This is a genomic window from Nocardiopsis sp. Huas11 (assembly GCF_003634495.1).
Taxonomy (GTDB): Bacteria; Actinomycetota; Actinomycetes; order Streptosporangiales; family Streptosporangiaceae; genus Nocardiopsis.
Window position 1 is genome coordinate 1,038,310 of sequence record NZ_RBKY01000001.1, and the last position, 23,867, is coordinate 1,062,176.

A 23,867-nucleotide genomic window follows, 5' to 3' on the forward strand; every position below is an offset into this window, starting at 1 on the left:
TGAACTATCGGGCCGTCGCCTGATGCACTGCCGTCATGACCGCCCGGGGATCACCCAGGTCGGGCAGGACGGCCACCGCGCCGGCGTCACGGAGCTGGGCCTCGGTGGCCGAGCCCGTGCGGACGGCGAGCGGTACCGCGCCGCCGATCCTGGCGGCGCGGACGTCGGAGACGGCGCTGGTGACGAACACCGTCTCCTGCTCGGTGTAGGGGCGCCCGCCCTCGCCGGTGGCGTGCAGGCGGATGGACTGGATGAGGGACGACTTGGGGTAGTTCACCGAACCGTACCCGCCGATGGCCAGATCCAGGTGGGTGTCCAGGCCGAAGGCGGCGAGCTTGGCCACGGCGTTGGCGCGGGTACTGCCGCTGACCACCGTCTGGACGGTGTCGGGCATTCCGGCGACGGCCGCCAGCGAGGCCGCGGCGCCGGACATCACCCGGCCCTGGGAAAGGAGTTCGTCGGTGCGCCGGCCGAACGCCTCCTCCAGGAGCGACATGAACTCGGCGAGGACCTCGCCGTCGGGTTCGACGTCGACGTCGTTGCGCGCGCAGAACTCGAAGAACATCTCCGAGTCCGTGCGCCCCTCGCCGGAGGTCAGATAGACCAGCGGTTCACCCGTGACCTTCTCGAAGGCCTCGGCGTAGGCGGCCCTCATCACCCGTCCGACGTCCAGAAGGGTGAGGTCGATGTTCCAGAGCACCAGGCGGCTGATGGCTGACTCCTCGACGTTCGGGGACGGGGCTACCCCCATCTTGCCGCATGGGCGATTCCCCCAGGAACCACCCGACCGGGACCGGCCACCGGCCGGGGCGCGCGGGACAGCACGGCGCGCAGGGCCGCGGGGGTGTGACCGGTCTGGGCGCGGACCGCCCGGGTCAGGTGGGCCTGGTCGGCGAAGCCCAGATCGGCCGCGACCTCGGCCAGCAGGTCGGCCCCGTCCTCCAGCCGGTCGAGCGCGCGGGCCACCCGGACCCGGGTGCGGAACGCGCTGACCGTCGCGCCGGTGTGGTGCCGGAAGGTACGGCTGAGGTGGGCGGGGTCGACGCCGAGCACGCGGGCCAGGCCCACGAGGTCACGGGAGGCGGGGTGGTCGGCCAGGATGGCCTCGCGGGCGGCGTCGGCCAGGGAGCGGCGCCCGGGCCCCGCCGTGACCGGCAGCAGCCGTTCGCTCCTCAGGGCGCGGCGCAGCAGCCACAGCAGGCCCTCGGTCGCGGTGAAGGCGTCGTCCGCGCGCAGCAGCAGCCGGTGCGCCGTGTCCAGGCGCCCGTCCGCGGCGAACACCGACGGTACGGGGCGGCCGTCGGCGGCCTCCCGCCACAGGTCCTCCCCCACGGCGATCGCGGTGCACTCGTCGCCGCCGGCCGGATGGGCGAAGCCGTAGGCGCGACCGGGCACCTCCACGTAGCCGACCGTCCGGTCCAGCGCGACCTCGCCGTCCGGCCCCCGTAGCCGGAACCGGCCCCGGCGCACCAGGACGATCCCCACCGCGGTCGCGACCTCCGGCCGGGACCAGTCGGCGTGCTCGTCGGTGCAGGTGACGGTGTGCACCGTCAGATGGGTGCCCGTGTGCACGGCTCGTGCGCGACGCATACGCGCAGCCTATGCTCAAGGATCTTCAAGACCGGCGGAGCCCGTCCGTACAGGCTGTCCGCCATGACTCCCAGCACCCCGCGTCCCCGTGCCCTGCCCGGCGGCGGCCTGGCGGTCCTGCTCGTCGGGCAGGCCATGGCCTCGATGGACGCCTCCATCGTCACCGTGGCCGTTCCCACGATCCGGGCCGACCTGGGCGCGAGCGACGCCGCCGTCCAGCTCGTCGTCGCCGGATACGTCCTCACCATGGGCGTGCTGGTCGTGACGTGCGCGCGGATCGGCGACCTGGTCGGCCACCGGCGGGCGTTCCTGGCCGGCCTCGCGGGCTTCACCGCGGCCTCGCTGCTGTGCGGCCTCGCGCCGGACGCGGGCGCCCTGGTCGCCGGACGGGTCCTCCAGGCGTGCGGCGGAGCGCTCATGGTCCCCCAGGTCATGTCCCTGATCCAGCTGGGCCACGGGGGCCGGTCCCGTGAACGGGCGATCGGCCTGTACTCGATGGTGCTCGCCCTGGGGGTCGCCCTGGGCCAGGTCGCGGGCGGGCTGGTCGTGGCGGCCGACGTCGCGGGCTTGGGGTGGCGGCCCGCCTTCCTGGTCAACGTGCCCGTGGGCCTGGTCCTGCTCGCCCTGGGCCCGCGGCTGCTGCCCGCCGGGACGCGCGCCGCCGACCGCCGCCTGGACCTGCCCGGGGCGCTCGTCCTGGCCGTCGGCATGGGCGCTGTGCTGGCGGCCCTGGTGTTCGGGCGGGAGTACGGGTGGGGGCCGTGGGGCTGGGTGTGCACGGGTGCGGGCGTGCTGGTCCTGGCCGTGTTCGTCCGGCACGAGCGCCGCACCGCGCGTCCCCTGCTCGACCTGGACGTCCTGCGGCCGCGCGGGGTGAAGCCCGGGCTGGCGGCCTGCTTCGTGGTCATGGGCTGCTACTCGGCGTTCCTGTTCACCCTGACGCTGCACCTGCAGGTCGGCCTGGGGCTCTCGCCCCTGGCCGCCGGGATCGCCTTCGTTCCCTACGCGGTCGGGTTCGGCGCGCTCAGCCTGGGCTGGACGCGCCTGCCCGAGCGGCTGCGGCCCGTCCTGCCCGTGCTGGGGCCGGTGGCCTTCGCGGGCGCGCTGGTTGCCCTGGTACCGCTCACCCGCGACGGCTGGCACCCGGCCGCGTCCGCCGTGCTGGCCGTGGCCGGGTGTGGGCACGCGGCGGGCTACAGCCCGCTGATCGCGCGGGTCGCCGCACTGGTGGGGGCCCGGCACGCCTCGGCGGTGTCCGCGCTGAACACGACGGGCTCCATGCTCGCCAACACGCTCGGTGTGGCTGCCCTCGGCGGTGTGTTCCTGGCGGCCGGCGACACGCGTGCCGGGCTGACGGCGGTGTCGGTGCTCACCGCGGGGCTGCTGCCGGCCACCGCGGCGTGCGCCCTGCGCGCGGTGTCCGGGCCGGCCGCGCGCCGCCGGGAACGACGGAACCGACGGTCGAAACTCAGCGGAGCCGGGTCTTGAACCTGACGCGGCGTCACGTTCTAGGGTCGGTCACATGGCACCTGACGAGGCTGGATACAAGGTCGGTGAGCTGGCGCGGGCGTCCGGACTGACCGTTCGGGCCCTGCGCTACTACGACCGGACGGGTCTGCTGGTCCCCTCACGGAGGACCGGTGGCGGCCACCGCCTGTACGGCGCCGCCGACGTGCGGCGGCTGTACCGGATCCGGCTGCTGCGCGGCGTCGGCCTGCCCCTGGCGGAGATCGGCCGGGCGCTGGACGATCCCGGCTGGGACCTGGCCGGCGCCGTGCGCCACCACCTGGCCTCGTTGGACCGGCGGATGGCCGCCGCGCACCGCCTGCGCGACCGGCTCGCCGCCATGGCGGCCACCCTGGACCGCGAGGACGTCCCGTCCGCGGTCGAGTTCTTCGAGGCGATGGAGGAGATGGTCGTGTTGGACAGCACAGTGCGGCGCCGGATCTCGATCCTGGTGTACGACGACATCGAGGCGGTCCACGACCACCTGGTCCGGGTGTTCGGGCTGGGGGCCGGGCCGCTCACCCGGGACGACCAGGGCAGGTGCGTGCACGGCGAGGTCGACGCGGGCGACGGCGTGATCTGGCTGCACCGGGAGGCGCCGGAGTTCGGCCTGGCCTCGCCGAAGAGCCTGGGCGCGGCCAGCGCGACCACCGCGGTGATGGTGGAGTCCGTGGACGAGCACTACCGGCGCGCGGTCGCCGAGGGCGCCCGGATCGTCTACGAGCCCGTGGACCAGCCCTACGGCTACCGCGAGTACTCCGCCCGCGACCCGGAGGGCGCGCTCTGGTCGTTCATGGCGCCCGTGGACTGATCCGCCCGCGCCCGTTGCGTTGACGTCGGCGTCAAGGTCTAGCGTGACGGCCATGCGCATCGGTGAACTTGCCACACGGGCGGGGGTCAGTACGCGGACCCTGCGCTACTACGAGTCCCGCGGTCTGCTTCCGAGCCGCCGCGAGGTCAACGGGTACCGCGTCTACGACGACGGCGACCTGCGGCTGGTGGAGCAGATCCGCACGCTCCAGGACTGCGGGTTCGGGCTGGAGGAGACGCGCCCGTTCGTGGAGTGCCTGCGGGCCGGGCACCCGACCGGGGACTCCTGCCCGGCGTCGCTGGACGTCTACCGCGGCAAGCTCGCCGAACTCGACACGCTCATCGAAGAGCTGAGAGCCGTGCGCCACGAGGTGGGCGCGCAGCTGGCCCGGGCCGAGTCGAACCTGCCCGACCCGCCCGACCCGCTGTGCCAGATGAAGGGATGACCATGCAGCAGACCACGGACGCCGGTTTCGACGAGGACGTTCTGCGCTCGGACCTGCCGGTCCTGGTGGAGTTCACCTCGGACTCGTGCCCGCCATGCCGCCAGATGGAACCGGTGCTCAGGTCGCTCGCCGACGACCTGCGCGGCCGGTTGCGGATCGTGCAGGTCGACGTGCCCGCCAACCCCGGGACGACCCGCCGCTACCAGGTGATGGGCACTCCCACCTTCCTGCTGTTCCACGGGGGCGAGCCCGTGCGGCAGTGGGTGGGCGCGCGTCCCAAGCGCCGCGTCCTCCAAGAGGTGGAGCCGTTCCTGGCCGGGCACGTCCCCGGGCCCGCGCCCGCGGGCCCGAGCGCCTAGGCGTCGATGTCGCCGACGAGGTGGCGCAGCTCCTGGACCGCGAACCACAGCAGTTCGTGGTCCTCGGCCTCGCCCGCGGCGATGTCGTCGGCCGCCGCCTCGTCGTCCACGTGCGCCGACGCCAGCTTCTTGTAGGGGACGGGCTCGCCCACGCTGACCCTGACCACGTTCGGTCCCGCGCCACCGCGGCGCTCGACGAGGTGGTCGGGCATCTCCGCGGCCAGGACCACGCGGCGCCGGGGCGCGTCCGGGTCGGCCGCCAGCAGCTCCAGGGACGCCTCGGCGGCGGCGTACATGGCGTCGTACTCGGCCTCCTCGGTGTCCCCGTCGGGTCCGGGGTCGGCGGCGAAGGCGGTGGTGCCGTCCGCCCTCCCGGTGTCGAGGACGCCGGCGAGGGCGGGGAGGGTGCTGGGCAGGAAGACGTACATGCGCGCCGCTCTCAGGTGCGTGGACCGAACCCTATGAGTGTGCCACCGCCGAGGAGAGGAAGCGTTCCAGCTCCCGCCGCGTGGACTCGGTGTCGGTGTGCACGATGCCCGTCATCCCGAGTGCCTCGGCGGTGCGGACGTTGTGCTCCAGGTCGTCGATGAACACGCAGTCCTCGGGGGCCAGGCCCAGGCGTTGGCACGTGTGGAGGTAGATGCGCTCCTCGGGCTTGCGCATCCCCACCTCACCGGAGATCACCACGGTGTCGAAGGTGGTCTCGAAGTGCTCGTGCGGGTAGCCGTTGCCCCAGGAGTTGGACAGCAGCGCGGTGGCCGCGCCGCCCCGCCTGGACCGGCGCAGGAGTTCGTACATGGCGTGCACGGGCTCGAACTCGGCGAACATCCGGTGGATGAGCCCTTCGGCCACGACCGGTCCGCCGTGGGTGGAGCGCAGCAGGCCCGCCAGGTCCCGCTCGAACTGCGCGACGGCGATCTCGCCCCTCTCCAGTGCGTGGACCGGGTTGTCGCCGTTGAGACTGCCGTCGAAGTAGGGCCGCATCACCTCCTGGTAGTGGTCGACGTCGATCCGGTCGGCGCGCAGCCAGGCCAGGATTCCGTCGAGCAGGGGCGGCGTGAGGACGCCGCCCCAGTCGGAGATGACCCCTCGGCGGGTGCTGTCCATCCGATCCCTCCTTCTGTTCGGGCGGGGAACGGTTCTTCCCGTTCCCCGCCCGATTCAATCCCGGCGAAGGCGGACGAAGAGCTCAGAAGGAGAGGCCGTCGCCCGCGGACGCGACGTCCGGGACGTCCACGGGGAGCGTTCCGGTGGGATCGACCTCTCCGGCGATGACCCGGGCCGCGGCGGCGCGGGAGACGTCCACGGACGAGTACACGGCCAGGAAGGCGTCCACGTCGGGGAAGGCCGCCAGGTCGTAGGGACCCCCCTGGGCCACGACGATGACCGGGCCCTGCGCCGACTCCACCAGGGCGCGCTGCTCCTGTGTGGCCCCGTCGGTGCCCACGACCAGGGTCGCGGCGGCCGCGTCGACCGTGACGCCGGCCTCGGTGAGCGCGGCGGCGATCGTCTCCGCGCCGGCGCCCTCGACCCGCACGGGCGTGTCCCGCAGCGGCAGCAGACCGTCCTCGTTGCGCAGCAGCGTCACCGAGGCGTCGGCGACGGTGCGCGCCGCCTCCTCATGGCCCATGGCCCCGGCCGCGGCGGCCGGGTCCACCGGTTCCGCCTCCAGGATCCCGCGCTTCTCCTTCAGGGCGAGCACCCGCAGCACCGACTCGTCGACGCGCTCCTCGGTGATCCGGCCCTCCTCCACGGCGGCGCGCAGCGCGGCCACGGCGGCGGCCGGGTCCGGTGGCATCAGGAGCTGGTCCACGCCGGCCTCGACGGCCCTGACCGCGACCTCGCCGTCGTCGTAGCGCTGGCGCACGCCCTCCATGTTGAGGGCGTCGGTGGTGACGACGCCGTCGTAGCCGAGCTCCTCGCGCAGGATGCCGTCGATGATCGACGGCGAGAGCGTGGCCGGGTCGGGGTCGTCACTGCTGTCCAGGCCCGGCATGAGCACGTGCGCGGTCATGATCGCGTCGACGTCGGCCTCGACGGCGGCGCGGAACGGCGGCAGGTGCTCCTGCTCCCAGCGGTCGCGCGGCAGGTCGATGACGGGCAGGCCGGTGTGGCTGTCCACGTCGGTGTCCCCGTGGCCCGGGAAGTGCTTGACGACGGAGACCACGCCGCCCTCGGCGAAGGCCGAGGACTCGGCCACCGCCATCTCCGCCACCAGGTCGGGGTCGGAGCCGAACGAGCGGATCCCGATCACGGGGTTGTTCGGGTCGGTGTTGACGTCGGCCACCGGGGCGTAGTCCAGGTTGATCCCGAGCGCGGTCAGTTCCGTCGCGGTGGTCCCCGCCAGCAGTTCGGCCATGGCCGTGTCGCGGGTCGCGCCGACCGCCATCGCGTCCGGGAAGCGGGTGCCCACCGGCAGCCGCGACACCTTGCCGTGCTCCTGGTCCACACCCACGAACAGCGGGACGCCCTGCCCCTGCTCGGCGGCCGTGGCCTGGACGCCGGCGGACATCCCGGCGATCTGCTCGGCGTCGGTCAGGTTGGCGTCGAAGTAGATGACGCCCCCGGGCCGGTGGGCCTCGATCTGCGCGGCGTTCTCCGCCGCGGTGGTCCCCTGCGCGGTCAGCACCAGGAGCTGGCCGATCTTGTCGTCCAGGTCCATGCCGGCGAGCAGCTCGGGCGCGAGCACCGGCTCGAAGGGCTCGGCGCTCGGGGACGGTTCTTCCTCCTGCGGCGAGGGGTCCACCTCCTCGGTGGTGCACGCGCCGGCGATCAGGGCGAGGGCCGCACAGGCCGTGGCGAGGGCGCGCGGTAGGAGCGGTCTCATGGCGGATGTCATCTCCGGTGGTCAGCGGGTCGCGGCCGGAGAATACCGCCTCGAAGGGGCGTCCCGGCGCACGGTCGCCCGCGCGCCGGGTCTTCCTGGTCTCGTCAGTCCCAGATGAAGAGGGAGTCGCCCGTGCGGACGGCTCCGTCGGCGAGGTCGTGGACCGTCCCCTCAACGGCGTCCAGGGCCACCACCGGCACGACCGACGGCTTGCCCTGGGCCGCGACCAGGCCCGGTGACCAGCGGATCACCGGGGTGCCGGCCTCGACCCTGGCGCCTTCCTCGACCAGGAGGGTGAACCCCTCCCCCGCGAGTTCCACGGTGTCGATGCCCAGGTGCACCAGCACACCGCGGCGCTGGTCGGGCGCCATCACCACGAACGCGTGGGGGTGGAGTTTGACCAGGTCCCCGGTGATGGGCGCGACCGCCGACTGCGTCCCCTCCTGCCCGCCCTCCTGCCCCGGCTCCGGGTGGACGGCGACGCCGGGGCCGACCATCCCCTCCGAGAACACGGGATCGGGCACGGTCGAGAGGGAGAGCGCGGTCCCGGCTACGGGGGCGAGGACGCCGAGTGCGTCCGTAACGTCTGACATGGGAGAACACCTTCCCTCTCAGGGAGAGTTAATCAAGCAGGTCCTTGATGTCGTCGGTGAGCGTGTCCGCCTCGGGACCCACCACGACCTGCACGACGTTGCCCGACATCAGGACCCCGTGGGCGCCCGCCGCGCGCAGGTCGCCCTCCTTCACCAGACCGGGGTCGGCCACCTCGGTGCGCAACCGGGTGATGCACGCCTCGATGTCCTCGATGTTGGCCGGGCCGCCCAACCCGGCGACGATCGCCGCTGCCTTGTCCGCCATCTGTCCTCCGTGCTCTGCCATGGGAACGGGAGTTCCCCCGGGATGAGCCTAAGGGTGACCCACCCCACACACCAGGGTCCGCGCGACCGCGCTGAGTACGCGGGGGGTACTCGGTCGCCGGACGGGATCCCGCGTCAGGAGGTCTGCGTGACCTTGTTGAGCCCTCGGGGCACGTCCGGGTTGTAGCCCAGGCGCCGGGCGAGTCGCTCGGTGAGCAGCTGCGCGGGCACGATGAGGTTCATCGGTGAGACCCACTCGGGCACGTCCGGCACGGGCACGGCCAGGTCGCTCACCGCGGCCAGCGCCGGACCCCCGCCGAAGCCGAAGACCGGGGCCCCGGCGGAGCGGGCGCGCTCGGCCAGCGCGACGGTCCCCTGCAGGGTCGGCCCGGAGGGCGCGGCCACCAGCAGCGCCGGGGTGCGCGGGTCGACGACGGCGATGGGGCCGTGCAGCAGGTCGGCGTAGGACAGGCCCATCGCGTGCAGGTAGCAGGCCTCCTTGAGCTTGAGCGCGGCCTCCAGCGCGGTGGAGAAGGCCATGCCGCGGCCGGAGATCACCGCGCCCTGGACGGCGACCATCCGCTCGACGATCTCCTCCAGGGCGCCGGTGGGCGCGGCGAGGGTCTCCTCGATGCCGTCGGGCACGCGCTCCAGCTCGCCCGCGTCCAGGTCCGCGCCCAGGCCCAGGGCCAGGACCGCCAGCGCCGCGAGCTGGGTGTTGTAGGTCTTGGTGGCGGGCACGGCGAGCTCGTCGCCGGCCCGGGTGACCAGCGCGACGTCGGCCTCGGCGGCCAGCGGGGAGCCGGCGCCGTTGGTCACGCCGACGGTGCGGGCGCCGCAGTCGGCGGCCCAGCGCATGGTCTCGACGATCTCCTCGGTCTTGCCGGACTGGGAGATGGCCACGGCCAGGACGTCGGACAGGTCGATCTTCGCGCCGTAGGTGGTGGCGATGGAGGGCGAGCCCAGCGTGGCCAGGCGGCCGGTGTGCGCCTGCAGCAGGTAGCTGCCGTAGACCGCCGCGTTGTCGGAGGAGCCGCGCGCGATGAACAGGACGTGCCGGGTGCGCCGGCCCAGGGCCTCGATCTCCGGGCGCAGCGGCAGCAGTTCGGCGAACGTACGGCGCAGCGCCTCGGGCTGCTCGGCGATCTCGGAGCGCATCACGCTCGTCGTGGACGTCATGGAGAACCTTCCCCTGGTGTGTGGCGGGCGGTCCGGGCCGGAGCCGGGGGGCCGCGTCGGCCGCTGCCCCGAGGCGGGCCGGACACGGTCCGACCTGCCCCGGTTCTGGTGCGAACCGCCTGCTGTCAGGCGTATTGACACGCGGGCGGAGCTATGGTCTAGTCCGGACTATACCAGTCAGATCGGGAGGCCACCGGAGCCGACGACGGAGCGACCACCGAGGCGGGGCCCCGGCGGGGTGAGTCTCCGCGGAACATGCCCTAGGGTCGAACGCCCGATCCTCCCGACGACCGAGAAGGCCAGTCCGACCCATGTCGATCGACCCGACCAACCCGCTCCCGAAGTACAGCCAACTCCGTGACCTGCTGCTGGACTGGATCACCGAGAGCGGCCTGGGCGTGGACGACATGATCCCCTCCGAGCGCGAGCTCAGCACCACCTACGGCCTGTCCCGCATGACGGTCCGGCAAACGATCGACCTGATGGTCTCGGAGGGGCGGCTCTACCGCGTGCCGGGCAAGGGGACCTTCATCGCGCGGCCCAAGATCGAGATGTCGCTGGTCCTGGCCTCCTTCAGCGAGGACATGCGCGCCCGCGGCTACGAGCCCGGCGCGCGCGAGCTGATCCGCCAGGTCATACCCGCCAGCGGGCACACGGCGCGCATGCTCGACATCGGTCCGGGCACCCTGGTGCACCACATCGAGCGGATGCGGACCGCCGACGACGAACCGATGGCGGTGGAGCGGTCCAACATCCCCGCCGCCATGGTTCCGGGCCTGGAGGACTTCGACCTCGCCGAGCGCTCCCTCTACGAGGTGCTCGAGAACGAGTTCGACATCCTCCTGGACTCCGGAGAACAGACGATCGAGGCCGGGATCTGCGACTCCGCGGACTCCCGGCTCCTCGGTCTGCCCGCTGGAAGCCCGGTGCTGATCATGCAGCGCCGCAGCTTCTCCAAGGGGCAGTGCGTGGAACTGGCACTGTCCACCTACCGTGCCGACCGCTACCAGCTCCACTCCCGTTTGGACCCGCGGCGGCACGGCGACTGATCACCCCCGCGCCCACCAGGCGCGCCTCCCAGGGAGGACCCCCCATGAGTACGGACCACGGCTCCACACCCTCAGCACCCGAACCCGGTGGCGGAAGCACCGACACCCCCGCGAAGGCCGCCAAGGCGGCCAAGCGCCCCTCGTCCACGCTGGCCGTCCTGCAGCGCCTGGGCCGCAGCCTCATGATGCCCATCGCGGTGCTCCCGGCCGCCGCGATCCTGCTCCGCCTGGGCCAGCCCGACCTGCTGGGCGCCGACGGCCTGGCCGGGATGTCGGGCATGGGCTGGATGGAGCCCGTCGCCGGGGCCGTGGGCTCCGCGGGCGACGCGATCTTCCAGGCGCTGCCCCTGCTGTTCGCGGTAGGTGTGGCGATCGGCTTCGCCAAGCGGGCCGACGGGTCCACCGCCCTGGCCGCGGTCGTCGGCTACCTGGTGTTCGACCGGGTGGCCACGTGGACGATGGTCACCTTCAACGGCCCCACGGGCGCCCTGGGGTCACAACTCGTGACCTACCCGCTGCCGGTCGATCCGCTCACGCGTGAACCGATGACGGACCCGGGGTCGGTCGAGGCGGTCGGCGCGGTCATCAACCACGCGGTGAAGAACCCCACCGACGTGCTCGGCGGCATCGCGATGGGTCTGGTCGCCGCCCTGCTGTGGCAGCGCTACCACCGCATCAAGCTGCCGACCTGGCTGGGCTTCTTCGGCGGTCGCCGGTTCGTCCCGATCGTCACGGCACTGGCCGGCCTGCTGATCGGTGTCGCCCTGGGCCTGCTGTGGCCGGTCGTGGGCTCCTGGATCCAGGACCTGGGGGAGGGCATCATCGGCGCCGGAGCTCTGGGCGCGGGCCTGTACGGAGTGGTCAACCGGATCCTGCTCCCGTTGGGCCTGCACCACGTGGTGAACTCGTTCATCTGGTTCGTCTCCGGCTCCTACACCGACGACGCCGGGAACGTGACCAACGGCGAGATCACCCGCTACCTGGCGGGCGACCCCTCGGCGGGGACGTTCCTGTCCGGGTTCTTCCCCGTGCTGATGTTCGGCCTGCCGGGCGCGGCGCTGGCGATGTGGCTGGCGGCGCCCAAGGCGCGGCGCGCGCAGATCGGTTCGATCATGATCCCGGCGGCGCTGACGGCGTTCGCCACGGGTATCACCGAGCCGGTGGAGTTCGCGTTCATCTTCGTGGCGCCCGCGCTCTTCGCCGTGCACGTGGTGCTGACCGGTCTGTCCATGGCGATCCTCAACGCGCTCGACGCCCAGCTGGGCTTCGGCTTCTCGGCCGGCCTGATCGACATGCTGCTGAACGCCACGAAGGACAACACCTCGGGGCTGGGGTTGATCCTGTTGTTGGGCCTGGTCTACTTCGGGCTCTACTTCGTAATCTTCTACGTCCTCATCACCCGGTTCAACCTGCCGACCCCGGGCCGGGAGCTGGATCCGGAGGAGAACACGGCCGCGCACACGGTGCCCAGCGCGGCCGAGGACAAGCCCGGGACCAGGGTCGACGGCTCGCTGGAGCCGCCTGAACCGGGATCGTCCGAGGGCAGGACCGACGGCTCCGGCTGAGCCCCGCCGCCGCACCGTGGCGGATCCGACCGCGTGCCGGGGTCGCCCGAGCGGCCCCGGCTCCGAATGCCGGAGCGAGGGATCCTTCCACGAGAGAGGCACACGATGAACGCGGGTACCGAGAAGCGTCCGCTCCTGCGCCGACCACTGGTGCTCTGGCCGGTGGCCGGACTCGCCCTGGCCCTGGTGGCGGCGGGTCTGTGGGCCTTCCAGCCCTGGCGGATGTTCACCACGCGGACCGTGGACGAGGCCCCGCCGACCGCGGTCGCCGCGTCGGAGGAGGACCCCGGGGCGGGCGACGACGCCGACGGCTCTGCGGTGTCCGGCGAGGACGGGGCCGAGGCGGAGTCGGACGCGGAGCCCGCGGTCCTGGGCGAGGGCGACTTCATCACGCAGGAGCACGAGACGTCGGGCACCGCCACGGTGTTGGAGCTGCCCGACGGCACGCGCCACGTGCGGTTGGCGGACCTGGCCACGAGCGACGGCCCCGACCTGCACGTGTGGATCACCGACCAGGAGGCGGGCGGCGACTGGTACAAGTACGGCGACGGCCGCCACGTCGCCCTGGGAGAGCTCAAGGGCACCGAGGGGGACGCCAACTACGAGATCCCCGCGGACGCCGACCTCGACGGGATGACGAGCGTGGTCGTCTGGTGCGAACGCTTCTCGGTGGCCTTCGGCTCCGCGCCGGTCGAGCTGTAGCCGGCGCACCCGCGCGGCGGGGAACGAACGAAGGGGCGGCCCGTGCACGGGCCGCCCCTTCGTGTCAGTACCGCTGCCGGTGCCGGTTACTTGGCGGCCGGGTCACCGTGGCACTTCTTGTACTTCTTGCCGGAGCCGCACGGGCAGGGCGCGTTGCGCGCCGTCCCCGCGTACTCGTCGGTCGTCTCGCTGTGGCGCTCGACGGAGCCGTCCTCGCTCGGCGCGGAGTACTGCAGCCGGGTCGGCTGGTTGGCACCGAATCCGGGGACCACCACGTCCTCCGGACTCGCGGCCTCCTCCTCGGGCGCCTCGGCCTCGGTGGCCTCCCCGTCCTCGTCCACCGCGGTCGCGACGGCCGTGGAACCGGTCTCCCCGCCGACCGCGGACGCGGCCTGCGCGGCGGACGCGGCGGTCAGGGTGGGCTCGGCCTTCTTGGGCACGCGCACCTCGACGTTGAAGAGGTAGCCGACCGACTCCTCCTTGATGGCCTCCAGCATCTGCTGGAACATGTCGAAGCCCTCGCGCTGGAACTCGATCAGCGGGTTGCGCTGCGCCATGGCGCGCAGCCCGATGCCCTCCTGGAGGTAGTCCATCTCGTAGAGGTGCTCACGCCACTTGCGGTCCATCACCTGGAGGATGACCTTGCGCTCGACCTCGCGCATCGTCTCCTCGCCCAGCTCGGACTCACGTGCGGCGTAGGCCTGGATGGCGTCCTCGACGACGCGGTCGGCGAGCAGCCGGCCGGTGATCGCCTCCAGGCCGCCGTTCTCGTCGATGAACTCGTCGACGGTGAAGCTGATCGGGTAGACCTGCTTGAACGCCGTCCAGAGCTTGTCGAGGTCCCAGTCGGAGGGGTCGCCCTCGGCGGTCTCCTCGGTGACGTAGCCGCGGAGCACCTCCTCCAGCATGCTGACCACCTGGTCGCGCAGGTCCTCGCCCTCCAGCACCTTGCGGCGCTCGGCGTAGATGACCAGCCGCTGGCGGTTGAGCACCTCGTCGTACTTGAGGACGTTCTTGCGGATCTCGAAGTTCTGCGTCTCGACCTGGCCCTGGGCGGAGGCGATGGCCTTGCTGACCATCCCGGACTCGATCGGCTGGTCGTCGGGGATGTTCATCTGGTTCATGAACACCTCCAGACGGCTGCTGTTGAACAGGCGCAGCAGATCGTCCTGGAGCGAGAGGTAGAACCGGGAGATGCCCGGGTCGCCCTGACGGCCGGAGCGGCCGCGCAGCTGGTTGTCGATGCGACGGGACTCGTGGCGCTCGGTGCCGAGCACGTAGAGGCCGCCCGCGTCGACGACCTTCTCGTGCTCCTCCTCGAACTCGGCCTTGGCCTTCTCCAGGGCCTCGGGCCAGGCCGCCTCGTACTCCTCGGGAGTCTCCAGCGGGCTCAGACCGCGCGCCTGGAGCTCCTCGTCGGCGAGGAAGTCCGGGTTGCCGCCCAGCATGATGTCGGTACCGCGACCGGCCATGTTGGTGGCCACCGTGACCGAGCCGAGCTTGCCCGCGCGGGCGATGATCGACGCCTCACGGGCGTGGTTCTTGGCGTTGAGGACCTCGTGCGGGACGCCCTCGCGCTTGAGCATGTTGGAGAGCCGCTCGGACTTCTCGACGCTGGTCGTACCGACCAGGACGGGCTGTCCCACCTCGTGGCGCTCCGCGATGTCCTCGGCGACCGCCTGGAACTTGGCGTCCTCGCTCTTGTAGACGACGTCCTTGACGTCCTCACGGATCATCGGCTTGTTGGTGGGCACGGGGACCACACCGACGTTGTAGGTCTGGTGGAACTCCGCCGCCTCGGTCTGGGCTGTACCGGTCATGCCGGCGAGCTTCTCGTAGAGGCGGAAGTAGTTCTGGAGGGTGACCTTGGCGAGAGTCTGGTTCTCGTCCTTGATCTTGACGCGCTCCTTGGCCTCGATGGCCTGGTGCATGCCCTCGTTGTAGCGGCGGCCCGGAAGGACGCGACCGGTGAACTCGTCGACGATGAGGACCTCACCGTCCTTGACGATGTACTCCTTGTCCTTGCGGTAGAGCTCCTTGGCCTTGAGCGCGTTGTTGAGGAAGCTGATCAGCGGGGTGTTGACGGCCTCGTAGAGGTTGTCGATGCCCAGCCAGTCCTCGACCTTGGCCACGCCGGCCTCGGTGATGCCGACGGTGCGCTTCTTCTCGTCGACCTCGTAGTCGCCCTTGACGACGTCCGGGTCCTCGCCGGGCTCGGGAGGGGTGTCCCGGCCGCGCTTGAGCCGCGGGGCGATCTTGGCGAACTCGGCGTACCACCGCGAGTTCTGCTCGGAGGGGCCGCTGATGAGGAGCGGGGTGCGGGCCTCGTCGATGAGGATGGAGTCGACCTCGTCGACCAGGGCGAAGTAGTGCTCGCGCTGCACCGTGGCGTCGAGAGAGAGCGCCATGTTGTCGCGCAGGTAGTCGAAGCCGAACTCGTTGTTGGTTCCGTAGGTGATGTCGGCCTGGTACGCCTTGCGCCGTTCGGCGGCGGGCATGCCCGGGCTCAGGACACCGACCTCGAGACCGAGGAAGTGGTAGATGCGGCCCATGTTCTGGGCGTCGCGGCGGGCCAGGTAGTCGTTGGTGGTGACGACGTGGGCGCCCTTGCCCGCCAGGGCGTTGAGGTACACGGCGAGCGCACCGGTCTGGGTCTTGCCCTCACCGGTCTTCATCTCGGCGATGTTGCCGAGGTGCAGCGCGGCGCCGCCCATGATCTGGACGTCGAAGTGGGGCTGGCCCAGGGTGCGGCGGGCCGCCTCACGAACGGTCGCGAAGGCCTCCGGAAGCAGGTCGTCCAGGGACTCGCCGTCCTGGTAACGGTCCTTGTACTCCTGGGTGAGCTGCCGCAGTTCGTCGTCGGTGAGCTCCAGGTAGTCGTCCTCGAGGGAGTTGACCTGGTCCTTCAGCTTGGTGAGCCGGCGCAGGATCTTTCCTTCACCCGCGCGCAGGAGCCTGTTGAGTATGCCTGGCACTTCCTATGCGCTCCTCGCAGATCGCGGTTGGCTCCACACGCACGTGGAGTTCAGATCTAGGCCCGCGGACCGCTTCCCGTGGCCGTGAAGGACGGCGGGGGTTCCTGGGCCCTCGGGCCTACATCCTAGAGGAACCGAGCCGCGAGCCTACCCCTCACGCGGGTGGGCCCTCTCGCCTGGTCACTGACGGCACGCGCCACCTGGTGAACGACCGGGGTGGTGTCGGATGTTCCCGCCCGCCACCCGCCATCGCGCTGACGTGCGCTTCGCGAGGGCAGCGCTACCACCCTTGACCGCGGGGTCTCGGGGACCGGCCTCGGGATATTTGCCCATCGGGGCGAGCAACCCGGGCGGCAGTGGGTAGTTTCCTCCTAGGGGCGTCTGGCCTGCGGGTACCCGGCGATCCGCCGGAGGGCCCCGCCACCGCCCCGGAGAGGTCACGACGGTGACCGGCCGTCGCGACAACGTACGTGACGTGTTCCCGGGAGGGATCACCATGCGAACGAGCCTGAATCGCGAGCGATCCACCGAGGTGTCGGCGCGCAACGGTGCGCCACGTACCCCGTTGGAGGCCATCGAGCACGTGGTCGAACGAGTACACCGCACGCCCCAGTCCTCGATGGAACAGGGCGACCCGGGACAGGCCTGGGAACGGCAGGTACCGGACGATGAGGCCAAGTACGGCCGTATCCGCGGATTCCAGCGCCAGGGCGGCAGTCTGGCCCCGAGCAGCTCCCACCGCGGGCGCGCTCCGTCGTGGATCATGGTCGCGCTGGCCTTCGCCGGGTTCGTCACGGGCGGGCTGGCCGTCGTCATGGGCGGTCAGGTCGTTCTCGGGGTGGTCGCCGCCGTGCTGCTCATCGCGGCCGCGGTGGTCGCCATCGCGTTCGACATCCTGAGCGACGTGGTGCTCGACCCGCCCCGTGTGGAGGACGAGGAGCGACACGACACTCCGCTCCACCGGATCAAGAAGGAACTGCCGTAACACCTGACACCAGGCAACACCTGACACAACAGGGCCGCGCCCTCCGGGATCCCGGCGGGCGCGGCCTTCGCGTGTGGCTGTCGGGGGGCGGTCCCCCGCCGGTCTCAGTCCACGAGTCGCAGGACTCCGTAGTTGAAGCCCTTTCGGCGGTAGACCACGCTCGGGGCGTCCTTCACTTCGTCGTGGAAGAGGTAGAAGTCGTGTCCGACGAGTTCCATCTCCATCAGCGCCTGGTCGATGCTCATCGGCTTGGCACGGTGGAACTTCTCCCGCACGATGACGGGCACGTCTCCCTGGGTGTCCAGCTCGACGAACTCGTCGGAAAAGCGTCCGTCCACCTCGGCGCCGTCGATCTCGTCCTCCGCGGCCCGCTGCGTGGGGGGCGCCGGGGTCGCGGTGGGCGTGGCGGTCGAGGGCAGTTCTCCGGGGAGGCTCGCGGTGGCCGCGGCGACGGAGACGGGTGTCCGGTTGCCGCGGTGGACCTTGCGCCGGTCCGCGGACTTGCGAAGCCGGGCCTCGATCTTGTCGATCGCCAGGTCGAGGGCGCCGTGCCGGTCCGAGGCGGCCGCCTCACTCCGGATGACCGGCCCGTTGGAGTGGATGGTCAGTTCAACCCGCTCGCGAACGTCGGCGAGCTTGGGGTTGCGCTCCGAGGACACCTCCACATCGATGGTCATGCCCTTCTTCTCCCACTTGGAGAGCCTCTCGAGCTTGTTCTCGACGTGCTGTCGGAACTTCTCATTCACACCGGTGCGTCGACCCTTGACGATGATGTCCATAGGACCCCCTTCATCGCGTGGCCGCCGTGAAGGCGACGGCCAGGCTGGTTCTGCATCCCTCCCGCCATGGGGGACGGAAGGAGTTTCTCGCGCGCTAGCCCCCTTCCGTCCGCGGTCCGGTCCGGCCCGGCCCGCGACTCGCTTGGATGTGCGTATACCCATCAGAGGCAGGGTCCTCACGCGCACCACCAGCGCGATTCGTGAGGCCCTCCCCGACGGGAGGAAGGACTTGTGCCGCCGACGGGACGAATCGCCACCCGGCCGTGGAGCGCCACTGACCGATCGGTTCGACGGCGGGGGGATTGAAGAGACACGACGGGGACGCGTACGGGTCGGGCGCCGAGGGGGGACCGTGGCCCTGGAGCACGCCGGGCACCGCCCCGTGGGACCCGCCTGTGACGGCGGGTCCCCCAGCGATGGCATGCCACCCGTCCGGCCGACCTGGTCTTCGTCCCCACATCCGCCTGCTGAGAGTTTCGCCGCTCTTGTACGCGACTACCGCTCTTCTCCCTGTCATGAGGGACATCGGGACCCTCCGCGGGGCAGGGCTTACCTCTAAGGCGCACCGTGATCGGTCGACGAAAAGTCGCCTTACGTGGGCCGTTTCGCCTGCGCCTGGCATCGGCTTGCCGAAGTCGCTCCCCGGTATCCCCAGGGGCGATGAAACTCCGGCGCAACCACGGACCCGGACGGGTGCCATACCTGGACCGTAACCTGTCCTGGCGCGTCTGTCAGGTGGCGATCACCCCCGCAACCCCCTGACAACCGCCGCAAACCCCCATGAACACGGCCTTTTCCCCTGTTCACGAGGGTTCGTAAAACCTTGGTGACCGCTCTTCGCCCTGCGCGGACAGAGGCGGAGGAAGGCGTTCGGCGAGGACCACGGCACCGACCACACCGATCCCCTCGGCCCGCAGCGCACGAGTCGCCTCCGCGATCGTGGCCCCGGTCGTGAGGACGTCGTCCACGACCACCGCCCGGCTCCCGGCCCGCCCGTCGCAGCGTCCGGCGGCGGTGAGGATGCCATGCCGGTTGGCCCGTCGGTCGGCCCGGCCCAGACCCACCTGGCGACGCACCCGGCGGCGGTAGCGCAGGAGCTCGGCCACCCGGCCCGCTGGGTCCCCGCCCGCCGCGGCGGCGCAGGCGTGCGCCAACCGTACGACCGGCCCCCGCGGCGGACCGCGACCGGGAACGGGCACGAGCAGGGTGCCGGGGTCGGCCCACCCTGCGGCGGTGTAGGCGGCGGCCACCCGTGCGCCGAGCGGCGCGGCGAGGTCGTCCGTCCCGTGTTCCTTGAAGGCCAGCAGGACACGGCGGTCCAGTCCGGCGTAGGGCCCGGCCGTCCAGACCGGCGGGCACCCCGTCCGGGGCCGGCAGCGCACCGGCCGCCGGTCCAGGCGGGCCAGGCAGGCGCCGCACAGCGGCCCGGAGGGGCCGCCACAGCCCGCGCAGGTGAGCGGGAGCAGGAGATCGAGCACGGCGGCGAGCAGGGCGCGCAGAGCCTGCGCGAGGCGGTTGGACATGTTCCAAGGATCGGTGGCGGCGGATCCGCCCGCCAGCCCGGATCAACGCCTGTGGACGACCCGCCCCGCGTCCCCCACAGGCCCCGATCAGCCGGGGAAGGTGGGCGAGCCCCCCTCGACCGCGCTCTGCCAGTTGAGCCGGTCCGTGGTGATCCAGATGTTGCCGTCGTCGGAACCGGCGATCAGCGGCTGGCCGGGGGCGCCCGAGATGTTGACCATGCCCGGAACCGGTGTGCCCGCGCTCGCCGCCGGGGTCCCGCCGTCCAGGGAGACCAGGAACGCCTGTCCGGTGCCGCCCTCGCGGTTGCCCAGCACGGCCAGCTGATCGCCCGAGCGCCAGGAGATGTCGGTGATCTCGTCCAGCTCCCGGCCCAGCGTGATGAACGAACCGACCGAGACCCGGCCGTCGCTGTCCGAGACCACGCGCCCCACCTGGAGCGACGTCTCGCCGTCGACCTCCGTGATCACGGCGGCGCGGGTGCCGTCGCGTGAGATCTGGAAGTTCACCAGCGACCGGTCACGCAGGTCCGACAGGTCCACGCTCACCACCTCGTCGCCGTCGCGCAGCAGCCACAGGTCGGTCGTTCCGGGCTCGGGCGCGGGCCCGTCGTCGGTCGGGGTCTCCTCGTCGACGGGCTCGTCCTCGGCCCGCTCGTCCTCGTCGGCGGAGTCCTCCTCCGCCTCCTCCGGGTCGCTCGTCTGCTCGGTCACCCACAGGTCGCCGTTGACGTCCCAGGACAGCGACGTGAACACCCCGTCCGAGAGGACCTCGGACACCTCGGCGCCCGGACTGGCGAAGGCGGTGACGACCTCGCCGCCGCCCACGGTGATGCCCGCGATCGTGCTCTCGTCGACCGAGACCGCGAAGTTCTCCAGCTGCACGTCGCCCGCACCCAGCGGGCCGGGTACGCGCTCGGCGTCGCCGATGGTGTCGGAGGCCCAGTCGGCCGCCGACCACAACTGCCCGTCGTGCGTGAAGTAGGCGTGGATCCCCGCGGAGATCGCGTTCGGGCTCACGCTCGACCAGAACTCGCTGGCCGGACGCGGCCGGTCGTTGCTGTCGCCGCCGGAGTCGGGGAAGGGCACCTCGTCGCCGTTGACGACCAGGGTGAACTCCTCCACCTCCGGCAGCTGGCGCAGCGTCCAGGCGATCTGCGCGGCCATCTCGAACTCGTCGACCTGTCCGACCCCGTCGACCCGGATGATCGCCGTCTCCGCGTCGATCTCGACGTCGGCCCCCACGCCCTCGGGGAAGGCCGAGTCGACCGCGGGCGCCAGCCAGTCCGTGGGACCCGCGACGAGCTTGTTCAGCAGCCGCTCGGCCAGCTCGTCGTTGCTCACCGGGAGGTAGACCGGGTCGGGGACCAGGGCGGTGCCCTCCGGGTTGAAGTAGTAGAGGTTGAACGGCCGGTGGGTGCGCTCCACGTCGAGCTGACTGAGGATCAGTTCGTCCGGCATGTCCTGGATGCGCCACTCGCCCTCGGGGTCGCCGCCCTCGCGGGCGAGCTCGAAGGGGACCTCCAACAGGTGGCCCGCGTCGCTCTGGACGTACTTGCCGCCGTCGTCGATGGTGGCCATGAGCGAGCTGCGCATCCGCACCGTGGCGGTGAGGCCGTCGGCGCCGACCTCCGTGTCGAGGCCGACCGCGTCGAGGTCGCCGAAGACGCGCACCGAGCCGTCGGGGGACCACTCCTCGCTCAGCGACGGGAACATGTAGCTCCGTGCGGCCTTGTGGTCCTCCTCGAAGCTGCCCATGTCCTTGAGGAAGCCGCCGACCAGGCCCTCCGGTCCGACGCCCTCCTGGGGGCCGGCCGGCAGCAGGCGCACGTACCCGCCATAGGGGTCGCTGGGGGTGTCGCCGCCGTCGCCGGGAACGACCGGGCCGGTCATCGGGACGGTCGCGCAGGACGCCAGCACGGCGCAGGCCGCGGACGCGGCCACGAGGGCGCGCACGGCACGGCCGCGGCGCGCGGCGCGCGGCGTACGGGTCGGTGCGCTCACGCGTCCTCCTCCAGTCGCTCGGCGGTTCCGTTCCCGTCCGCCGGTCCCCCGTTGGCGCCCTGGTCGCCCCTGTCGGGCCGGCCGGTCCTGTCACCCTTCTCGGCCTTCTCCGCCTTGTCGCCCAGGGCGTAGTTGCGCCCCAGGGCGATCTCCGGCGGGACCAGGGGCAGCGGGGAGCCCCGCAGCTCGGCTCCGGCCTTGCGCGGCAGCGACAGGCGGAACTGCGAGCCCTGCCCGGGCTGCCCCCACGCCTGGAGCCAGCCGCCGTGCAGCTGTGCGTCCTCCTTGGCGATGGACAGGCCCAGGCCCGTGCCGCCGGTGGTGCGCACGCGCGCGGGGTCGGCCCGCCAGAAGCGGTCGAAGCACAGGTGCTCCTCCCCCTCCTTCAGCCCCACACCGTAGTCGCGCACGGCCACCGCGACCGAGTCCCGGTCCCCCGCGGCCGCCACCACGACGTCGCGGCCCTCGCTGTGCTCGATGGCGTTGACGACCAGGTTGCGCAGGATCCGGTTGATCCGGCGCGCGTCGAACTCGGCCACGCACGGCTCCGCGGGCAGGCGCAGGACGACCTTGATCCCCCGGCGCTCGGCGATCTGCTCGGCGTCGCCCACCGCCTTCATGACCGAGTCGCGCACGTCCACCGAGTCGATGCCCAGGGTCGCCGCGCCCGCGTCGTGGCGGCTGATCTCCAGCAGGTCGGCGAGCAGTTCCTCGAACCGGTCCACCTGGCTCTGCAGCAGCTCCACCGGGCGGCGCTGGGTCGGGTCGAGGTCGTCGCGGTCGTCGTAGAGCAGGTCGCTGGCCATCTTGATGGTGGTCAGCGGGGTGCGCAGCTCGTGGGAGACGTCGGAGACGAACTGGCGCTGGAGCTTGGACAGCTCCTCCAGCTCCTGGATCTTCTCCTGGAGGTTGCCCGCCATGTCGTTGAACGAGACCGCCAGCCGGGCGAGGTCGTCCTCGCCCTGCACGGTCATGCGCTCGGTGAGGTCGCCGGCGGCGAGCCGCTCGGCGGAGCGCGCGGCCGAGCGGACCGGGCTCACCACCTGCCGGGTGATGACGAACGCGATCAGGCCCAGGAGGATGACCAGCAGGACCCCGACCAGGGCGACGGTGCGCTGCACGAGGTCGAGGATCTCCTGCTCGTGCTGGAGCGGGAAGATGTAGTAGAGCTCGTAGGCGTGCGTGAGTTCGGCGCCCACCACCAGCGCGGGCTCGGCCGAGCCGTCCGCCTCGATGCGGGTGTAGGTGTGGTACTGCTGGTCCGGTGCCTCCGACTGGCGGATCTGGTCGATGAGGCGTTCGGGGATGCTCTCGTCGACGCTCTCCGCGTCGACGGTCGCCCAGCCCCGCTCGTCGATCCCCCACGGCAGGATGACCACGCCGTACAGCCCCGTCTCACCGCTGCGGCTGGTCAGCTCGCTCGCGATGTTGTTCAGGAGCCGGTCGCGGTCCCCGCTCTCGTTCTCCTGGAGTTCGGCGAGGGCGTAGTTGAGCCCGGCGCGGTGGTCGTTGACCGCGGAGTCGATCTTGGCGTCGAGGAGCCCGCCCCGCACCTGGGAGATCAGCACGTACCCCAGGCCGGCGATGACCAGTATGGACAGCACCAGGGTCGTGGAGATGACCCGCAGGTGCAGCGACCGTCGCCAGTTGGACTGCACACCGCGGACCAGGGACCGGGCGGCGCGCTGCGCGAAGAGGTAGGCCCGGGTCAGCCCCGAACCGGGGTCGCCCGGATCCGCTCCGGAGCCGAGCGCGCCGGAGGACGGGTCGGTCCGCTCCCCATCGGAGGCGGCCCCCCGGTCCTCCTCGGGTGCGGCTGCTGTCATTGACCTGAACGGTGGATCAGGCGGTACCGGCCTTGTAACCGACACCGCGGACTGTCACGACGACCTCGGGGTGTTCCGGGTCCTTCTCGATCTTGGCACGCAGCCGCTGCACGTGGACGTTGACCAGTCGGGTGTCGGCGGCGTGCCGGTAGCCCCAGACCTGCTCCAGCAGGACCTCGCGGGTGAACACCTGGCGCGGCTTGCGCGCCAGTGCCACGAGCAGGTCGAACTCCAGCGGTGTGAGGCTGATCTGCTCTCCGTCGCGGCGCACGGCGTGCCCGGCGACGTCGATGGTGATGTCGCCGATCTGCAGCACCTCGGGAGCGGGCTCCTCGGTGCGGCGCAGGCGCACGCGCACACGTGCGACGAGCTCCTTGGGCTTGAACGGCTTGACGATGTAGTCGTCGGCGCCCGACTCCAGGCCGAGCACGACATCGATGGTGTCGGTCTTGGCGGTCAGCATGACGACGGGCACGCCGGACTCGGCGCGGATCTGTCGGCACACGTCGATACCGTCGGCGCCGGGCAGCATCAGGTCCAGGAGCACCAGGTCGGGCTTGGTCTCGCGGAAGGCCTCCAGGGCCTTGTCGCCGTCATGCACGAACGAGGGCTCGAACCCCTCGCCCCGCAGAACGATGCCCAGCATCTCGGCGAGGGCGAGGTCATCGTCGACAACCAGTACACGTCCCTTCATCGGCGTATCCGGCACGCGGGCGCGACCGCAACGCGTGCGGTCCGCACGGTGCCTACTCCTCTCTCTCCTGGAACTAGCGTCTTGGTGATCCGGTGCCTGCTCCCCGCGGCAGGAAAACCGGACGCGTTCCCCCAACCTTGCCACCTTTCGGCGCCGTTGGGAGAGTGGTCGAAGGTGTTCGGCCGTGTGGAGGC

22 protein-coding genes are annotated in these 23,867 nt (G+C 71.7%); 8 read left to right on the forward strand and 14 right to left on the reverse strand.

Going from position 1 to position 23,867, the window contains the following annotated elements; all coding sequences use genetic code 11:
• Nucleotides 1–4: 4 nt before the first annotated feature.
• Nucleotides 5–700 (reverse strand): haloacid dehalogenase-like hydrolase, encoded by a 696-nt coding sequence (locus DFP74_RS04565; RefSeq protein ID WP_121188025.1) that lies wholly within the window; start codon nt 698–700, stop codon nt 5–7.
• 41 nt (nt 701–741) lie between these two features.
• Nucleotides 742–1,590: an AraC family transcriptional regulator gene (locus DFP74_RS04570; protein ID WP_147453820.1), complete on the reverse strand. Its 849-nt coding sequence runs from the start codon at nt 1,588–1,590 to the stop codon at nt 742–744.
• Between the two features lie 63 nt (nt 1,591–1,653).
• On the opposite strand from DFP74_RS04570, the gene DFP74_RS04575 reads away from it, so the two are divergent.
• From DFP74_RS04575 to DFP74_RS04590, 4 genes are read left to right on the forward strand one after another with little or no spacing between them, the layout of a single operon-like run.
• Complete coding sequence (locus tag DFP74_RS04575) at nt 1,654–3,078, forward strand: MFS transporter (protein WP_233570800.1); 1,425 nt, start codon at nt 1,654–1,656, stop codon at nt 3,076–3,078.
• Between the two features lie 34 nt (nt 3,079–3,112).
• Nucleotides 3,113–3,907 (forward strand): MerR family transcriptional regulator, encoded by a 795-nt coding sequence (locus DFP74_RS04580; RefSeq protein ID WP_121180560.1) that lies wholly within the window; start codon nt 3,113–3,115, stop codon nt 3,905–3,907.
• 52 nt (nt 3,908–3,959) lie between these two features.
• A complete protein-coding gene (locus DFP74_RS04585; RefSeq protein ID WP_121180561.1) occupies nt 3,960–4,352 on the forward strand; it encodes a MerR family transcriptional regulator in 393 nt (130 codons plus the stop codon).
• A gap of 2 nt (nt 4,353–4,354) precedes the next feature.
• On the forward strand, nt 4,355–4,711 hold the full coding sequence (locus tag DFP74_RS04590; protein WP_121180562.1) for a co-chaperone YbbN: 357 nt from the start codon (nt 4,355–4,357) through the stop codon (nt 4,709–4,711).
• On the opposite strand, the gene DFP74_RS04595 is transcribed toward DFP74_RS04590, so the two are convergent.
• The 6 genes from DFP74_RS04595 to DFP74_RS04620 all read right to left on the reverse strand — a co-directional run bounded on the left by DFP74_RS04595 (nt 4,708) and on the right by DFP74_RS04620 (nt 9,574).
• A complete protein-coding gene (locus DFP74_RS04595; protein WP_121180563.1) occupies nt 4,708–5,139 on the reverse strand; it encodes a DUF6912 family protein in 432 nt (143 codons plus the stop codon). The genes DFP74_RS04590 and DFP74_RS04595 overlap by 4 nt on opposite strands.
• A 31-nt stretch (nt 5,140–5,170) precedes the next feature.
• Entirely contained in the window at nt 5,171–5,818 is a 648-nt protein-coding gene (locus DFP74_RS04600; RefSeq protein WP_121180564.1) for an HAD family phosphatase, read from the reverse strand.
• A gap of 82 nt (nt 5,819–5,900) precedes the next feature.
• Nucleotides 5,901–7,538, reverse strand: a complete 1,638-nt coding sequence (locus DFP74_RS04605; protein ID WP_121180565.1) for a glycoside hydrolase family 3 protein — start codon at nt 7,536–7,538, stop codon at nt 5,901–5,903.
• Between the two features lie 104 nt (nt 7,539–7,642).
• Nucleotides 7,643–8,131, reverse strand: a complete 489-nt coding sequence (locus DFP74_RS04610; RefSeq protein ID WP_121180566.1) for a PTS glucose transporter subunit IIA — start codon at nt 8,129–8,131, stop codon at nt 7,643–7,645.
• 28 nt (nt 8,132–8,159) lie between these two features.
• Complete coding sequence (locus tag DFP74_RS04615) at nt 8,160–8,396, reverse strand: glucose PTS transporter subunit EIIB (protein WP_121180567.1); 237 nt, start codon at nt 8,394–8,396, stop codon at nt 8,160–8,162.
• A 134-nt stretch (nt 8,397–8,530) separates the two neighbouring features.
• Entirely contained in the window at nt 8,531–9,574 is a 1,044-nt protein-coding gene (locus DFP74_RS04620) for an SIS domain-containing protein (protein ID WP_121180568.1), read from the reverse strand.
• A gap of 311 nt (nt 9,575–9,885) precedes the next feature.
• On the opposite strand from DFP74_RS04620, the gene DFP74_RS04625 reads away from it, so the two are divergent.
• The 3 genes from DFP74_RS04625 (at nt 9,886) to DFP74_RS04635 (ending at nt 12,890) form a co-directional block, all read left to right on the forward strand.
• Nucleotides 9,886–10,623, forward strand: a complete 738-nt coding sequence (locus DFP74_RS04625; RefSeq protein WP_121180569.1) for a GntR family transcriptional regulator — start codon at nt 9,886–9,888, stop codon at nt 10,621–10,623.
• Nucleotides 10,624–10,667: 44 nt separating this feature from the next.
• On the forward strand, nt 10,668–12,188 hold the full coding sequence (locus DFP74_RS04630) for a PTS transporter subunit EIIC (protein ID WP_121180570.1): 1,521 nt from the start codon (nt 10,668–10,670) through the stop codon (nt 12,186–12,188).
• Nucleotides 12,189–12,293: 105 nt separating this feature from the next.
• A complete protein-coding gene (locus DFP74_RS04635) occupies nt 12,294–12,890 on the forward strand; it encodes a DM13 domain-containing protein (protein WP_121180571.1) in 597 nt (198 codons plus the stop codon).
• 86 nt (nt 12,891–12,976) lie between these two features.
• On the opposite strand, the gene secA is transcribed toward DFP74_RS04635, so the two are convergent.
• Nucleotides 12,977–15,865 (reverse strand): preprotein translocase subunit SecA, encoded by a 2,889-nt coding sequence (secA, locus tag DFP74_RS04640; protein WP_121180572.1) that lies wholly within the window; start codon nt 15,863–15,865, stop codon nt 12,977–12,979.
• Between the two features lie 496 nt (nt 15,866–16,361).
• Between secA and DFP74_RS04645 the strand changes: the two genes are divergently transcribed.
• Nucleotides 16,362–16,850 carry a hypothetical protein gene (locus DFP74_RS04645; RefSeq protein ID WP_233570801.1) on the forward strand — a complete coding sequence of 163 codons (489 nt, stop codon included), beginning with the start codon at nt 16,362–16,364 and terminating at the stop codon, nt 16,848–16,850.
• Between the two features lie 104 nt (nt 16,851–16,954).
• On the opposite strand, the gene hpf is transcribed toward DFP74_RS04645, so the two are convergent.
• The 5 genes from hpf to mtrA all read right to left on the reverse strand — a co-directional run bounded on the left by hpf (nt 16,955) and on the right by mtrA (nt 23,673).
• On the reverse strand, nt 16,955–17,629 hold the full coding sequence (gene hpf / locus DFP74_RS04650; protein ID WP_121180573.1) for a ribosome hibernation-promoting factor, HPF/YfiA family: 675 nt from the start codon (nt 17,627–17,629) through the stop codon (nt 16,955–16,957).
• An 803-nt stretch (nt 17,630–18,432) separates the two neighbouring features.
• On the reverse strand, nt 18,433–19,152 hold the full coding sequence (locus DFP74_RS04655) for a ComF family protein (protein WP_121180574.1): 720 nt from the start codon (nt 19,150–19,152) through the stop codon (nt 18,433–18,435).
• An 87-nt stretch (nt 19,153–19,239) separates the two neighbouring features.
• Nucleotides 19,240–21,153 (reverse strand): LpqB family beta-propeller domain-containing protein, encoded by a 1,914-nt coding sequence (locus DFP74_RS04660; protein ID WP_233570802.1) that lies wholly within the window; start codon nt 21,151–21,153, stop codon nt 19,240–19,242.
• A complete protein-coding gene (mtrB, locus tag DFP74_RS04665) occupies nt 21,150–22,979 on the reverse strand; it encodes an MtrAB system histidine kinase MtrB (RefSeq protein ID WP_121180575.1) in 1,830 nt (609 codons plus the stop codon). Before mtrB ends, DFP74_RS04660 begins: the two co-directional genes overlap by 4 nt.
• A gap of 16 nt (nt 22,980–22,995) precedes the next feature.
• On the reverse strand, nt 22,996–23,673 hold the full coding sequence (mtrA, locus tag DFP74_RS04670; RefSeq protein ID WP_053615570.1) for an MtrAB system response regulator MtrA: 678 nt from the start codon (nt 23,671–23,673) through the stop codon (nt 22,996–22,998).
• Between the last annotated feature and the right edge of the window lie 194 nt (nt 23,674–23,867).